Source organism: Candidatus Chloroploca sp. Khr17 (assembly GCF_004138165.1).
In the GTDB taxonomy this organism is placed as follows: domain Bacteria; phylum Chloroflexota; class Chloroflexia; order Chloroflexales; family Chloroflexaceae; genus Chloroploca.
Map to the genome: position 1 here is coordinate 1 of NZ_RYFF01000044.1, position 15,658 is coordinate 15,658.

The window sequence follows — 15,658 nt, forward strand, 5'->3', positions numbered from 1 at the left end:
CCGCCGACCACGAATACTGATTACGAAGAAACGAATATGGGCTGCTCCATGCGCTCTTCGTTTCTTCGTGGCCCCAATTCGTGGACGGCTGACGACGCCAGAAAACTTATTTCACAGCCTACTCAAACCCCGAGGCAAGCCAGGCTGTTTCGGCGAGCCGGGCCTGGCCGCGGGCGCTCAGGTGAAAGTAGTCAACCGGCGACACATCGGCGGCAGTCAACTCGCTCGCAAAGACAGCCCCGTTATCGTAGCGACACCGGGGCGTGCTCGCGCAGACCTCGCCGAGCACCGTGTTGTACTCGGCGATGCGCTGGCGCACCCGCTCGCGCCGGGCGACATCTTCGGCGGCCTCCGAGCGCGGCTCGGCCAGGGCCGACGGGCAGATGGCAAAGGTCTCCCACACCAGGAGGGCACGACGGTCATTGCGAAAGAGGGGCAGCAAACGAGTCGGATCAGGGATGCTCATCACCAGGATGCTCGTCGCGGGCGACTGCTCGCCGAGTTGCGCGAGCGCCGTGGCGAACTGGGTGCGAAAGGTCTCGACGGGCGTCATCGCCGCTTCGCTGGAGGCACAGGCATCATTGCCGCCCATCATCACCGTCACATACTCGACCTCCAGGGCTGACGCAATGGACAACTGGGTTGGCAGATCGGCCATGCGTGCTCCCACGCGGGCCAGGTTATAGACATTGCCAGCCAGGGCCGGGTTGCGGGTGGCCAGGCGGAGCGCCACGCTATTCACGGAAGGATGGCCGCCGGTTGCCCAGGCATAGGCCGTATTATCGCCAAAATAACGCGGCCCCGCCCCAAAGCCCTGGCTCAACGAATCGCCCGTTGCGGCAAGTGAATTGGGGAGTTGCGTTTGCGCCTGTACCGCAACCGGAAGTTGCGCCAGGATGACAAAGACAATGATGATTAAGAAAAATCGAGACAAAAGAGAGCCTCCTTATCATACTATGTACGCCGTGCTGTGTCAGCAGTGTGTCAACGAAGTTTTCCGACCTTCCGCCCCCCACCCAACCTCCCCCGCTGGGGGGAGGCGTCCGGCTCCCTCCCCCAGCGGGGGAGGGCTGGGGAGGGGGCAACATGAGGATCGTACAACATCAGAAAACTTCTTTCCCAGACGAGTCAGATCTTCCGATAGACGTCCTCGACGCGATCCGTCACGGCCGACCAGGCAAACTGGGCGGCCCAGGCCGGGGCTGCGGCGGCCATCGCCGTGCGGCGTGCCGGGTCGTCGAGCAGGCTCTGCACGGCGACGGCGAGTGCCTCGGGGTTGCGAGGGGTGACGAGCAAACCGGTGCGGCCTTCGTCCACCACTTCGGGAAAGCCCCCGAAACGCGAGGCGACCACAGGCAACCCGCACGCCTGCGCTTCGACCAGACCAATGCCAAAGGTCTCGCTGGCGTGACTGGTTGCCACCAGTAGATCGACGCTGCGGTAGAGTTGCGGCAAGGTCTGGCGTTCGAGGGCACCGAGAAAATGGACGCGGACCTGGAGCTTCAGTTCGTGGGCCAGATGTTCGAGCGCCTGGCGTTCTTCGCCGTCGCCGGCGATCAGCAGATGGGCCGTGGGCATCTGCGCGAGCGCACGGATGGCAGTGGCGACGCCTTTCCAGGGTTGCAGGCGCCCGACAAAGAGCAGCAGCGCTGCCCCGTTTGGAATGCCGAGGCGCTCGCGGAGCGCGGGATCGGCTGGCCCTGGCTGAAAGAGGTTCAGGTCAATGCCGTTGAAGATCACCTCGGGCATCTGGGCGTACCGACGAGCCACTGTTTTGGCATTGAAGTGCGAACACGAGACCGCCCCGTCGAGGTGACGGGCGAGCAGCCGGTCGCCGCGATAGAAATCTTCGCCGTGACAGCCAAGCAAGACCCTGGCGCCGCTGAAGTGGCGGGCGAGCAGGGCTGGTCCCATGTCGTACGGTTTCTGCAGGTGAATGATATCGTAGCCGCCTCGGATCAGTTCGGGCAACGCGGCCACGGCCATGCTCAACCGCTCGAGCAACTTCGCCTCGGCATAGGCCCGTCGCAAAGGCGGCAAGGCCTGAAACCAGGCGCGGGGCACAAAAGGAAAGGTCAGCACGCGCACCCCCGGCGCAGGCTCGCGGCGTGTGCCGACGCCGCCAATGATCGTCACCGCGTGCCCGCGCTGCGCCAATTCGCGGGCAAGATCCCAGACAAAGCTCTCGACCCCACCAAACTTGGTTGTCGTGGTTAAATTATAGAGCGCAATTCGCATTGTTTACCACGCTGTATTCAAGAGCATTTTGATCACGGCACCCTGAGCAAAAAAGAGCAATGGAAAGAGCCATGCTCGCCATTGGCGTTGACGGGCATCGCCTTGCAGGGCATAGTGGGCCAGCACGACCGCCAGCAACGGATAGGTAAAGCCCCAGATCCGCTCGACTTCGCGGTTGAAGAGCCCGCCGACCCACATGCCAAGCACACAAAACGCTGTGCTGAGCAAGACCAGATCGAACGGGTTAAGCGGCTCGCGCCCCTGCAGCCGTCGGCTGCCCGCGATGATCAGCGCCGCAAAAGCCCCCATGCCCCACGGGGCCAGGTACCAGAAATAGGGGCCGATGTTTGCTCCAAGATACTTGACATAAAAAGCAAAGTTTGACGGCAAGAACGCCTGATCAACGGAGCCTTCGATCAACTGTTTGCCGACCACGGGCGCATTGATCGCCGTCGCCTCACGGGAAGCTTCGATGATGTTAAAACCTGAGACGAGGTAGATCAACAGGTAAAAACTGACGAGCACCACGCCGGCGAGCACACTCTGGCGGAGCATATGCCGCACAAGTGGCCCAAGGGAGGGTCGCCCTTCGGCGTGCCAGGCGCGTATCAGGCTCAGGATCACCGCAGCGACGCCGAAAAAGAAGATCTGCGTTGCGACATACGAGAAGAAGACCCCGAGCGCCGCAAAGGCACCGGCCAGCAGCGCCGTCCACGGCTTTGCGCTGCGATCCAGGGCCACAAAGAAGGCCACCGCCGTCAATGCATTCAGCGCATTGAAGACGCCGTCCATCGAGGTGACGCTGTAGACAAGGTGGCCTGGCATGGCTACAAAGATCGCCCCTGCGACCAGCGCCAGCCGTGGCCCCCCGAGCTTCCAGCCAAGCCAGAGCGCCGCAGCGGCGCTCAGCGCACTCAAGATGATCGCCAGCCAGCTCGTTGCCACCGCACCTGGCCCGAAGATCTGCTCGACTCCCCAGAGCAACAGCACGCTCCCTGGGGGATGGTTGCTATTGTGGAGCGCCATGTCCGGCGCTTCTTCCACATAACGCCCGAGAAAGCCGATTGGATCACCGGCGACCCGCCAGGTATCCTGCTGATAGTCGTACTCGCTGTCGCGAAAGACCTCATAGAGCGAGTCGTGCCCGAGCACCGTCACTTCGAGGGCAACGGGTACCAGCACGGCCCCCAGCATCACCAGCGCTGCCCCGAGGCGGGCGGTCCGTGCGCCTTGCAGCGACAGGCGCATCACCAGCCAGAGCCAGCCAACAAAGAAGAGCGTCGGCAGGATCACCAGCCATGTCCAGTAGGGCTCGGGATAGACGCCGGCCTTGAGCGGCCAGACGCTATGGTGCCCATTGGCACGTTGCACCAGATTGATGCCCCCCACCAGCATGATGCTCCAGAACGCCATGCCAAGCAGATCGCGTTGCAGCAGACTCAGCGTTGGTTTGGCACCAGTGATGCTGCGCACACCAAGCAACCCGGCGACAGCCCCAGCCAGCCCCAGGGCTACTGGCACTTGCATGCGTACGACGCCCGGCCCGGCAGGGACAAGCCCGGTTGCCACGGCCATGCCATAGGCAACGATACCACCAGCGACGATCACCCCGGCGACCCAGGCAGGCGTTCGTAACAAGTGCATCAGCCAGAACGCGGCAAAAGCGAGCGCCAGATTGACGATGATCTGGCTGACAGCAGGCATCACCGGCCCTGCCATTGGCAGATGGATGCCCGTAAAGCTAAAAAACTGTACGCCCAGGGCACGGTTATTGTTTGGATCCAGGACAGTCGGACTCTCGATGGTCAGGCAGAGATCCGCGCCCGCTTGCTGGTCGCCGCCGGTGAGCAGCGTATAGTGGCGGGACTGGGGCGGCAGCGCAATCGTTACGCCAGGGCCAGTGCCGGGCCGCAGCGTCGCCGTTGCGATCCCCAGGGGCAACGCATACGCCCCCGAGATCTGCGTTGTGACCAGACTCCGCGCTGCGCTGCCAGCATGGGGCACACAGGCCTCACCGGCACCATCGGTCCAGCGAAACACACCCGCCTCGCTCTCCTCAAGGTTCTGGATGCCATTGTAGAACCCTGGCGTACTTGAGATCGCCGGAATGCGCATGGGCGTATCGGTCTGAAAGCCAGCCCACGAAAGCAAGATCACCAGGGCAACCAGGCCAGCCTGGATCAGCAGGGTCGCCAGATTGACGCGTAGCTTGCCTTTGGCGACAGACTGCGTCTGGCCCGACTCGCTTGCTTCGTTGCCTGCAGGATCGGTGTGCGGCGGGCGGCGCTTCTCAGAAAGAGACTGCATTTATGGCATACTCCTGAACATCAGATCAACCTCTTCTGCCTGAAGTGCTCCGCTCGTCGTACTACGCAACACAACCTCAGTCTTGCCTGCCTCAAGGTCAAGGTCTACCTGCACCATCTGGCGACCCGCTTCGAGCGGGATCGTCGTGAGCGTCGTTGCGCCAATGGCAACCTGGAGACTCTCGGCGGCAGGTGCGGTCAGGGTCATGGTCAGCGTTACCTGGCGCGGTTTGGCACTATAGATCACGATAGTCGCAGCATCCGCTTGCATTGTCCGCACAATCTGCGCATCGTGTACCTCAGGTGCCTGCCAACCCTCACCGATGCCAAGAAAGGGCAGCGGATCGCTCGGTGGCACAACGCGATAGGTCAGGACGGAGCCTGCAGGTTCTTGATCGCCCAGCGTGAACGAACGCAGCAACCCCGAGGCATAGCGTGCATCAGAGGCAATCACTGATGAGGCTTCACGCCGCGGATCTATGCCGTTTGCTGCTGCCAGCGCTACTTCTTGCAGCGGGGCAAAGCGTGTTGCGCCGCCCGCCGAATGGATCATGACATACCGAATCTCAAAGTAGTCAAAGAGGCTCGCCGCAATCGTCGGCATATCTTGCGCAATGATATCTGGGGCAGGCTCGGCATAGGCGAACATCCGGATCAGTGGCAACTCATCAAGGATGGTATACGGCATCCGCCGCGATGTATAGCCCCCGACCAGCGGTTTTTCGTGGATGACTTGGTAGAGCATGTAAAACGGGCTGGTTGTATAGTAAAACGGGGCTTCAAGAATTGCAAAGTCGTCGGGATCAGCGGCCAGTTCGTGATAGATGCTGGGAATATAGATGCCAACGAGCGGAAAGGGCACCGTCAGATTATCGATCACCAGCAGCACGATTAGGGCCGGGATCAAAATCCACGCTGCGATCCCTGCCCGTCGTTGACCATTGCGCGGTCCGCTGCTTGTCGTCGTTGTGCCGTGCCTGCCGGTCAAGAGCCAGAGCGTGCCATAGGCGGCGAGCATCGCCAACGCCAGCATTGCCAGCGCCATAAAGCGCATTGGATAGCGAAAAATACCCACCAACGGCAACTCAAAGAGCAACGCACTCGGCAGCGGCACCCCGCTATTCCAGCCTGCAACCTGGAAGACCGGCCCCATCGCCAGGGCAATAAAAACTACCAGGCTCACCAACCAGAAACGGCTCTCACGCCCGCGCAGCCCCAACAGCGCCAGAATCAACGCGATCATCCCCAGATAGGCGGTCTTATTCTGGATATGGGTCTCGGCTTTGTACACCTGGGCTTGCTCGGCGAAGGTGCCCCAGACCGGGTGGATCTGGCTGGGAATGACGAGGTCGGCCAGGTCGACGGACTGTTCACGGCGAAAATCGGGGCCGCCTTCGGTCGCGGCAGTCGGCGTGACCGCAGCAGTGCGGGCCGTCGCGATGATCAGGGGCGAGGTCAGCACCAGTGCAACAACCACTGCCCCGACGATAGGGAGGATCGTACTGATCCGGCCCATAACGCCGCTGGCTCTGGACTGAGCTTGCATCTGGCTGGTACCTGGGGCAAAGAGCATCCAGAGCGCGTACCAACCGGCCCAGATCAGGGCAAAGAGAAAATATTGCCAATCGGCGAGCATATTCAGCGCCAGCGCTGCTCCGGCCAACACGATCATCGCCAGGGTTGGCCTGCGATAGGCATAGCGTAGCGTCAACACCGCCAGCGGCAACGGCCATGCCGCCGTCATATGCGTATGCCCACCGAGCACCTGCGCAAGCAGATAGCCACTCGTGGCAAAAACAACCCCGCCAATCAGCGCTGCCCGGCGATCTGCTGTGACATCTATAGCCAGCAGATACGCAAAAAAACCACTTAGCGTGAGATTGAGCAGGATGGCAAAATTATAGGCCGCCGTCAAACCAAAGAAAAAATGCACTGGCAAGCTGGTCAGAAAATTGATCGGATTCAATGTTTGCAAGAGCAGGCTCGTGCCTTGCGGATGGTAGAGCATCGGGGTGAAATAGGGATTGACCCCTTCGATCATGGCGGTACGCAACCACCACATATTCCACATATTCTGCCAGCTATCAAATGCGTTGCCTGGCACAGCGGCGGTGAGATAGGCCGCAAGGGGCCAGGTAAGCAGGACCGCCAGCCCTGCATAGAGCGCAAAAGCGACAAGATGAAAGATCAAGCGACGCATGCGTTGCTCCTATAACCTGTGAATTACCCTAAGAGGCTGTCTGAAAAGGGTGTCAGCATCGTTCCCCACCACGTGGTGTGCCCTTGGAGTGCCGGCTTTAGCCGGCTAAAGCCGGCACTCCGAACCAACTCGTCGACTTTTCAGACAGCCGCTAACAGGTAGCGCACCTACGCTAAAAACTTTGCGCCTTTGCGCCTTTGCGTCAAAACACCCGCCTTATTTGCAAGGTAGTGCTCCTAAAACAGTTCTATCCGTCGCACGGTCAACGACTGCTCACTCTCCAACAGCAGATGAGTCTCGCCGGGGACGATCCGCAGCGGGATGCGTAGTAGTTGGACTCCAGGTTTTAAACTGATCTGCTGCATACTATCTCCACCCAGGGTCAGGCGTAATGTGCCTGCTACCGGGCTGATGACGTCCATTTCAAGCACAACCTCGTGGGGCGCACTGCTATAGACGATCAAAGAGGCCTGCTCGTGAAATTGGCGCTCTACGCTGGTCGTGCCAACTAGGTCGCTCCATCCTTCGCCAAGCCCGAGAAAGGGCACAGGGTTTGCCGGTTCGGCGAGGTGATACCGCAAAAATGAACTGCCCGGGATCTCAATCTGCTCAGGTGGTCCGTCGCTCGCGGCCTGGGCCACACGCACCAGGGTATTGTAACGCAATGCGCCACCTTCGCCGTGCAGCATCAGGTAGCGCACGTCAAAATAACCGAAAACACTTGGGGCAATCGCCGTCGGATCGGCGACGATGATGTCTGGCTCGGAGCGTGCATAGGCGAACATGCGCAACAGTGGGATCTGTTCAATGGTTGGGTAGGCTGGTTCTCGCGACAGATACCCGCCCATCAGCGGTTTCTGATGCACGGTCTGGTACAGCATATAGAGCGACCGTGTGCGCCAGTAGACGGGCACATGCATCACGGCGTAGGTCTCGGTATCTTCGCCCATCGCGGCGATCTGCGCTGGGATATAGACGCCCGTCAGCGGAAACGGCGCGCTCAGGTTCTCGAACACGATCAGCGCAATGAGGCTCGTCGTGATCAATCCCCTACCCCAGTTTGCCCTCGTTTGCCGCAGCAATACGCACACCCCGAAAGCCGCCGCGATGCTGAGCGCCAGCATCGTCACGCTGATAAACCTGATCGGGTAGCGCACGATGTTGAGCAGCGGCAGTTCGGCCAGCAATGCCCCTGGCATCACCAACCCACTTGACCATCCGGCGATCTGCAAGACCGGCCCGAGCGCAAGCATGATGAAGAAGGCCGCACTGACGATCCAGAAGCCATTCCGTCCTCGCCAGAGGCCCAATCCCGCCAGAACCAGGGTCACGAACCCGAGATACGCAACCTTGCTCTGCGTATGAATGGCTGCTTTGTAGCTCTGTAGTTGCGCTGCTGCCTGGCCCCAGAGCGGGTGCAACGGACTCGGTATCACCAGGTCAACCAGGTCGAGTGCGTGGTCACGTCGAAAGTTGACCCCTCCTTCGCTTACAACCGCCGGTGTCGCCGCGATTTCACGTGCCGTCAGGCTGATGGCAGGGGCGAGCAGGATCAGCGCCAGGCTGATGCTGATGACGAGCGGCATCACCACGCGTAGCTGCCGCCGCTGCCAGAGCATGACCAGGCTCTGCCAGCCCGCCCAGAGCAGCGCAAAAAGCGTGTAGTGCCAGTCAGCGAGGGCAGTTATCAGCAACCCCAGGCTCGCGAAGATGATCGTTGCCCTTCCAAGTTGGTCAACCACCCGATAAAACATCAAAATGGCTAGCGGCAGCGTCCATGCCGCCAGCAGATTGGTATGCGCCCCCATCGCCTGCGATACCAGATACCCACTCGACGCAAAGATGACCCCGCTGATCAGCGCGGCCCCGTGCTGCATCTGGCTGCTTGCGCTGGTGTCTGGCTGGTGTGCCAGCACATACCGTGCCAGCGCATAGGTACACAGCCCGCTCAACGTCAGATTGATCAACACCGCGCTGTTAAACGCCACCACGAGCCCAAAAACAGCCTGAAGAGGCAACGTCAAGAGAAAATTGATCGGTGTCAGTGTATGCAACCAGAGGCTCGCGCCATCGGGATGAAAAAGCATTGCCGTATACCACGGCACCTGCCTGGTCAACAGCGCCGTCTTGAGCCACCAGAGATTCCAGAGGTGCTGCCAGCTATCGTAGACCTCGCCAGGAGCAGCCGCGCCAATCAACGCCGTCTGGAACTCACGTGCCAGCGGCCATGTCATCACTACCGCCAGCCCCGCATAGAGCAGCAACGCTGTCAGCCACCGTACCATACCAGAGACTCCTCTATCGCTCTATGCCTTGGGGTTGATCTGGGTAAGTGTTTACACTTCTCCTGGGAGCGCGGGCGGCTCGCCCGCATCCAGACCCGAGCGGGCGAGCCGCCCGCGCTCCCAGGGTGGTACGTTCCCCCAAGTCTGAACAGATCCTGATCTGGCAGGGTTTGCCAGATGAACCCCTCTACAATACACGCAGCAACCAGCGCTTGAGCGGCAGGCGCGTCTGCTCAAGCTGACGCCGATCTTGCGGGTCGAGGCCGCCGGTGAGCCGTAGTACAACCGCAAAGAGGGCGGCCCCGGCCACGACCACGCCGAGCACCCAGAGCCCCAGCCAGAGCCGGGTGGCAATCGTTGCATCGTCCGCGGGTATCGGCAGCCAGTCGCGCATCAGCAGCAGCCCTGCGCCCATCGCCCCGGTTGCCAGACTCACCCGCAGCGTGAAATTCCACGGCCAGCGTAGTCCCAGCAAACGATAGCCACTCGCCGTTGCCCAGAAGCCCGCCGCAACCCGTGCGCTGCCAAAGGCGAGGGCCACCCCGGTGATGCCCAGGATCGGTGGCAACCAGATCGCCATTGGCACAATGACGACCAGGGTCAACAGGCGTGAAACAATGATAATGCCCAGTTTTTCATGCACAATCAGCGCATTGTGCGCCGTCGTTAGCAGACACTCAAGAAAGAGGCACGGCACAAGCACCCACACAATCGGGGCCGCCGCGAGATACTGGGGCGACAATACTTTCAGCGCCGGTGCCGTTAAGAGCACGAGTCCCACGCCGCCTGGTACCATCAGCAATACCTGGAGCCGCACGAGTGACTGGTAGGCTCCGTTCACGGTGCCGCCCTCGCCGGCACGAACGCGGGTAAAGAGGGGCACCTGCACACCGACCATCGGCGTGTAGAGGTAACTCAGCGCCATGCGTACCAGCGACGTGCCCGCCCAGAGCAGCGCCACATCGCTGACATCTTGCGCCAGAAAGATCGCAAACCCGGCCCCCGCCACAAAATCGGTGATCGTCATTAAAAACGACACCCCCGAGTAACGAATAAAGCCTGGCGGCAAGGCTGCACGCAGGCTCACCGCGTCTTGTGGCCCACGCGCTGACTCTGGCCGCACGCGATCCTCCTCACGCCAGAGCGCGACAACCCGCCACAGCCCACTGATGACCACCAGGGTCGGCGCAATGAGCATCGCCAGCAACACCCCCAGGATATCCCAGCCGGCCAGGAGCGCGGCGGCACTCAACAGGGGCGGCAAGAGGCGTGCCGCCAAGTCAATGCTATTCCAGGCTCGTTGACGAAAGAAGCTCGCCAGGTAGGCCATCAGCATATCATAGCAGACCCCAAGAAAGAGCAGCACCACCACAGACGCAATAATCAGGGCGCTGTGATTTGTCAGAAAGTCTAGGGCCGCCGCCTGTGCGTTGATGTCCAGGCGCGTATCATTTGTCACCTGATCCTGCAAAAAGCCGAGGTACGGCCCACTCATCACGATCAGGCCGCCGCTAAAGAGCAAGAGTAGTGCCATTTGCGCGGCAAAGACGATTGTGAGCAGTCGCAAGACCGCCCGTGTGCCACCAGCCTGCATCGTCTCGGGGATATATTTGGGCAGGGCGCGTGATGTGCCAAGATCAATCGCCGTCCCTGCGCCATTATTCGTATTGCTAATCAAGGCCAGCAAGCCAAAACTTGCCGGCGACAGAATATTCAGCTTCAGCAGGTTGGTCACCACCTCGGCAACCATGCGCACCGGCACAAAGAGCGTATTCCAGAAGACCGCATTCGAGACGCGGCTCGCCAGGGATGGTGGTTTGCTGGTGACAGGATCCGAGGCCATACGGTTAGTTTCCCTTTGTGAGGGCAAGTTCAAACATGCCCACATACCAGCGCCGTTGCGCACGATACGCTACCCCTTCGAGCCCGACTGCCCGCAGCGCCGTCCGCACTGCTCGTCGCGACGCCTTCCGGCTCACAAACGTACCGGCCTTCAATTGCGCCTCGCGCAGATCGTAGACGCGAAACCCATACTGGTTGCAAAGACGCACAAATTCGGGGTAATGAAAATAGTGCATCGCTGACAGGCGCTGCATATCGCGGAAAGCCGCGCCCTGCTTGCTCCGCCCGCGCCAGCCAATGATCTGCTCGGCAACCGGGCGCGGCAGCCAGTTGATGCCTGCCAGATGGTAGTGCGGGTCGATCCAGGCGCGCCGATTGATCGCCGTCAGCAGAACCGTACCTCCGGGGCGCAGCACTCGCGCCAATTCACCAAGCACCCGCGCCGGATCTTGCACATGCTCGATCACATCCCACGCCGTCACGGCCTCAAAATGGGCCTCAGGGAAGGGCAGCGTCTCGCCTGCCGCGTTGAGCACCGGCACATGCAAGTTATAGCGCGCCGCACGCAACGCGATAATCTGGCAATAGGCCGGATTATATTCACAAGCCGTCACCTGTGCCCCCTCACGTGCCGCCGCCACCGCAAACCCGCCCATCCCAGCCCCAAGATCAAGCAGACGCAACCCGCCAAGCTTCCCAACTGTATCGCGTAGCATCGCCAGCCGCTCGGCCTGGTACTGCTCCTGATGAAGCCGTCGCTCCCGCCACTGCGCATAATCACGCCGCCACTGCATATGCATCAACCACGGCTCGATGGCCGTCTCAAGTTCTTGCATGACCCCCATCCCCCGCTTCTCGTGTGTAGGGCTGTCGCCCTAACCCATGCTTGTGCTGGCGAAAACGGCCAACTTCGCTGGCCGTTTTCGCCAGCACAAGCGAAATTCTTGGGGCCGCAGGCCCCAAACCCCCAGCCGGAGGCTTACGTTCATGCGCCTGAGGCGCACCCGCCCCCATCCCCCGCGTGGAGTGAGGGGTCGCAGACCCCTCACTCCACGCGCAAAGCATACACCGCCATACCAAGCTCCCGCGGCGTGCCCTCTTCGGGGGTTACGCTGGTGCGTAGTTCAAATTCATGCATTCCTGGCGGTACCTGGATGGTGAATTGATAGGCGCGCCTTGCCCGATAGAGTTCAAACGAGGCGAGCATCTTTTCATTGTTGATGGCCCACAACTCCACCTGTTGACCGTCGCTCCGCCCTTCCGCCTGGATCGTCAGGGTCAACGTGGTCTCCTCGTTCGTTGGGTTGACCAGAAAGAACCCGGCCACGCCCTCACTCCAGCGCCACTGGTAGGCCTCGTTCTGCTCAAAGTCGTGCCATCCCTCACCCAGAAAGACAAAGGGTGCGCAGCGATCCTGGTGCAACGGCAGTTCATAGGCCCGAAACCGTCCATCATCATACCACGGTGTCAGGTCACTCCCGAGACGTGCCATCACCGCACGCGCCCGGTCTTCGCCCCCTTCACGCGTGAGCTTCGGCTCGATCACGACATACCGTAGTTGATAGTAACATTGCATCGCCGCCAGCGCATCGCCATCGAGGCTGATGATGTCGTCTTCCGGCAAGACCAGCATCCGTCCGAGGTGTTTTGGCAATGGGCTATAGAGCAGGGTTGGGTAATAGGGTGGACGCGCCACATAGCCGCGCAGGATCGGTTGCCCATGCACAATCTGGTTGATCAGCGTGCGGCTGTTCGTATTGTTCTCGATCGGCAGATCCACCACCACACCCGGTTCCCGTGCGGCAAGCTGCTGGTAAACCTCGGCCCGCTCCATCGTCATTGTCGTGCGGATCGGCGGCAAGAGCTCGACAAAAGCGAGCACGCCAATGACGCCCAGGACGATCCCGAAGGTACGTGGGCGCATCCGTTCACGCATGCGCGCCACCGCGAGCGCCGCAAAGATCGTAAAGACCATGATCGTCAGCACCCCAAAGAGATTCGGTCGGCGCGCGGTGGAAAGACCGGGCAGCGCTTGCAGCAGTTGATAGGGCATCGGGATGCCCGTCTCGTTGCCGAGAATATAGAGGATCGGCCCCATCGCAAAGAGCCAGGCGATAAGCGCGACGACAATCAGCCGCCAGTGCTGGCGGCCATACCAGACCATGCCCAGCAACCCCAGTATGCTCAGCACCCAGCCGGCTGCTGTGTATGCGCCTTCAACCAGGCCGTAGGGGGCCATATCCACCAGGAATTGCTCGGCTTGCATCGACCAGAAGGGATGGCGCCCCGACGGAAAAAAGAGCCCCAGCAGATCCGCCGAATAGCCCTGTGTATAGAGTGCCCAAAGATCCAGTGGCAGGTTCGGGTCGCTCAACTCGTTGCGCAGCATCAGGATCAAGGGGAGCGTGAACAGCAGGGCCAGGCCCCCAAAGAGGCCATAACGCATAATCACACCCAGCGGTTGCTCGGCGCGGATCAGGCTCACCACGGCCCACACCACCCCAAAGAGTACCGTGACCAGGGCCCAGTACCAGTCGGTATAGAGCACCGCCCCGAAGGCGAGCGCCGTGATCGGAACCAACCACCAACTCGTCTTGCGACTGAGATAGATCAGCGCGACCACCGCGAACACAAGCCATTGCATCGTCACAAAATTGAGTTGTCCCGAGTCAAGTTTGGCAACATGAAACGGACTTGCCGTCAGCAATACGCCAGCCACAAATGGCCCCAGTACCCCTGGCGCAAACGCCCGCGCCAGCAGAAAGCCGGCGTACCCCGTCAACATGATCGCCACGATTGCTGTCACATTGTAGGCCGCCACTGGCCCGAGCGTCAGCGTCACCGGCACGGCCGTCAAGACGGCCACCGGATTGATCGTCTGCAGCACCATCTGCAAACCCTCGGGATAGTAGAGCAGCGGCGTAAAGAAGGGATTCATCCCATGCTGGACCGCATACCCTGTCCACCAGAAATTCCAGATATTCTGTGGCGCATCGGGCGTCTTGATATAAAAATAGAGATTATTGCCCGCCGTGAAATAGTGACTCTGCAGCGACAGAATCGCCGGCCAGGTCAACCACAGCGCCAGCACAGCATACGCGGCGAGGATGCCAAGATGTGTGCGCAGGCGTAATCGTGTCGGTGCTACTTCCATCTTTGCGCCTTTGCGTCTTTGCGTCAAATTATCAGCCAACGTGGGCAAGCCGCCCTCCTCAACATCCTTTGCGTCTTTGCGCCTTTGCGTCAAAACCGGACGTGCCGAAACAAAATCAAATCATCTTCTTCGTGGATCACTTCCCAGTTCGGATCACTCCGCAATCGCCCAACAATATCGTTGCCCTGGGCGGCTTGGTCGCGCAGGCCCGCCGCACGCAGATCCAGAAACGCATACTCGGCGGCCTCAATTGGGTGGTGCATCTGCCCGCCCGGGATGAAGTAGATCGCTTCGCGGGGCAACAGGTGCGGGGCTAGGAACGAGGTCGCGGCAACCGTCGCATCCGGCGGGAACATCGCCTTCATCGCCTCCATCAAGGCGACCCGCTCGGGCCGCTCGGGGTTGCGTACCGCCGAGATGACCGGGTTTTTCAGGGGCAGGTTGATCAGTCCAACGAGCAGCACCATGCCAACGAGCAATCCCGGGACCCAGCTTTGAACCCGCTTGCCCTGCCAGCGTTGGGCCTGCTCAAAGAGCCACGCTGCGCCGTAAATGGCTGCAATAATCATGCCAGGAACAACAAGAATTTGATACTGCTCGGTGATGACATACTGGTAAATCCGGTTCGAGAGCAGGTTGATGCCGAAGATCGGGGCGGCAAGCAAGAGCTCCCGTGGCGCAAAGAGGGGCAAAAAGAGCAAGCCCGCAAACATCAGCACCAGATACTTGATCTTGGCCGGTTCAAAGAGAAAGAAAAAGATCTCGACTGGGTGCGTGACAATATTGATGATAATATTCGGGATTCCGCTTCCCAGGTGCAGATAATAACATGCCTGTGGGCTGACCCCGCACGGCCACATAGCGTTGTAGTCGCGGTTCAGATCAAAAGGCACCTCGATCTTTTCTGGGGTAAAGCCTTCATTATAAAACTGCGGTGTGATATAGGTAATGGCAACATAAAAATAGATCAGCCCCGCAAGCATCGGCACCAGCGCGTAGGCCCACGGCATGCGGCGCAGCACGGCGTACATCCCAAAGGCGACCACCACCAGCGCGGCGTCGGTACGCGTCAACATCGCCAACCCGAGCAGCAGCAGGTACGGCCAGAGTTGCCGCCGCGTCAGGAACCAGAAGGCCCAGATGAGCAAGACAAGCCCGGGGATGCGCGGCTGAAAGGGCGCGGCCATGCCCATAAATTGCGTCGTTGGGTAGAGCAGATAGACCGCCGCGAAGGCTACCCCCGCCCACGCATTGCTTAGGCGGTCACGGGCAATCAGATAGACCGGAATGGCCGCCGAGACGAGCAAGAGGCTCTGCACAACGATCAGGGTGTAGGCCGACGGCACCACCGCATAGAAGGGGATCGCCGGCAGAAAGCCCAAGGCGACATCAAGCCCCATGAAAGTATCAGTGAAATTGTAGCGTGAGACCAGTAAAAAACGACCCTGTGTCGTACCCCAGATCGGCATGTGAAAATCTACCATGTCGAAGCCGTGGCCCCAGTAGGAATATTTATAGGCGCCTGCCCCAATCAGTGCGGCACTCACCAGCGCCATCAGCACGATCAGCACGATGACTGCTTGTTTGCTCTTCATGCGCTCTTTCTGCCCCATCCCTATCCTGGGTGCGGGGG

9 protein-coding genes are annotated in these 15,658 nt (G+C 60.4%); all 9 read right to left on the reverse strand.

Annotated features, from left to right (window positions below; genetic code table 11):
• Nucleotides 1–118 precede the first annotated feature (118 nt).
• The gene (locus EKD05_RS19915) at nucleotides 119–934 is read right to left on the reverse strand and encodes a GDSL-type esterase/lipase family protein (RefSeq protein WP_129676418.1); all 816 of its coding nucleotides are present in this window, start codon (nucleotides 932–934) and stop codon (nucleotides 119–121) included.
• Nucleotides 935–1,128: 194 nt separating this feature from the next.
• Nucleotides 1,129–2,238: a glycosyltransferase family 4 protein gene (locus EKD05_RS19920; protein ID WP_129676420.1), complete on the reverse strand. Its 1,110-nt coding sequence runs from the start codon at nucleotides 2,236–2,238 to the stop codon at nucleotides 1,129–1,131.
• Nucleotides 2,239–2,241: 3 nt separating this feature from the next.
• On the reverse strand, nucleotides 2,242–4,545 hold the full coding sequence (locus EKD05_RS19925; protein WP_129676422.1) for a glycosyltransferase family 39 protein: 2,304 nt from the start codon (nucleotides 4,543–4,545) through the stop codon (nucleotides 2,242–2,244).
• Nucleotides 4,546–6,744, reverse strand: coding sequence for a hypothetical protein (locus EKD05_RS19930; RefSeq protein ID WP_129676424.1), 2,199 nt, complete (start codon nucleotides 6,742–6,744; stop codon nucleotides 4,546–4,548).
• A 236-nt stretch (nucleotides 6,745–6,980) separates the two neighbouring features.
• Nucleotides 6,981–9,029 carry a hypothetical protein gene (locus tag EKD05_RS19935; RefSeq protein ID WP_129676426.1) on the reverse strand — a complete coding sequence of 683 codons (2,049 nt, stop codon included), beginning with the start codon at nucleotides 9,027–9,029 and terminating at the stop codon, nucleotides 6,981–6,983.
• Nucleotides 9,030–9,216: 187 nt separating this feature from the next.
• A complete protein-coding gene (locus EKD05_RS19940) occupies nucleotides 9,217–10,872 on the reverse strand; it encodes a polysaccharide biosynthesis C-terminal domain-containing protein (RefSeq protein WP_129676428.1) in 1,656 nt (551 codons plus the stop codon).
• A gap of 4 nt (nucleotides 10,873–10,876) precedes the next feature.
• A complete protein-coding gene (locus tag EKD05_RS19945; protein ID WP_240695868.1) occupies nucleotides 10,877–11,707 on the reverse strand; it encodes a class I SAM-dependent methyltransferase in 831 nt (276 codons plus the stop codon).
• Between the two features lie 209 nt (nucleotides 11,708–11,916).
• Nucleotides 11,917–14,025, reverse strand: a complete 2,109-nt coding sequence (locus tag EKD05_RS19950; protein ID WP_129676432.1) for a hypothetical protein — start codon at nucleotides 14,023–14,025, stop codon at nucleotides 11,917–11,919.
• An 89-nt stretch (nucleotides 14,026–14,114) separates the two neighbouring features.
• Nucleotides 14,115–15,620: a DUF2079 domain-containing protein gene (locus EKD05_RS19955; protein ID WP_165360842.1), complete on the reverse strand. Its 1,506-nt coding sequence runs from the start codon at nucleotides 15,618–15,620 to the stop codon at nucleotides 14,115–14,117.
• Between the last annotated feature and the right edge of the window lie 38 nt (nucleotides 15,621–15,658).

Bases quoted from the DNA above. Each gene is read 5' to 3' on its own strand.
- EKD05_RS19920 (WP_129676420.1), bottom strand. From the start codon at position 2,238: ATGCGAATTGCGCTCTATAATTTAACCACGACAACCAAGTTTGGTGGG.
- EKD05_RS19925 (WP_129676422.1), bottom strand. From the start codon at position 4,545: ATGCAGTCTCTTTCTGAGAAGCGCCGCCCGCCGCACACCGATCCTGCA.
- EKD05_RS19930 (WP_129676424.1), bottom strand. From the start codon at position 6,744: ATGCGTCGCTTGATCTTTCATCTTGTCGCTTTTGCGCTCTATGCAGGG.
- EKD05_RS19935 (WP_129676426.1), bottom strand. From the start codon at position 9,029: ATGGTACGGTGGCTGACAGCGTTGCTGCTCTATGCGGGGCTGGCGGTA.
- EKD05_RS19940 (WP_129676428.1), bottom strand. From the start codon at position 10,872: ATGGCCTCGGATCCTGTCACCAGCAAACCACCATCCCTGGCGAGCCGC.
- EKD05_RS19945 (WP_240695868.1), bottom strand. From the start codon at position 11,707: ATGCAAGAACTTGAGACGGCCATCGAGCCGTGGTTGATGCATATGCAG.
- EKD05_RS19950 (WP_129676432.1), bottom strand. From the start codon at position 14,025: ATGGAAGTAGCACCGACACGATTACGCCTGCGCACACATCTTGGCATC.
- EKD05_RS19955 (WP_165360842.1), bottom strand. From the start codon at position 15,620: ATGAAGAGCAAACAAGCAGTCATCGTGCTGATCGTGCTGATGGCGCTG.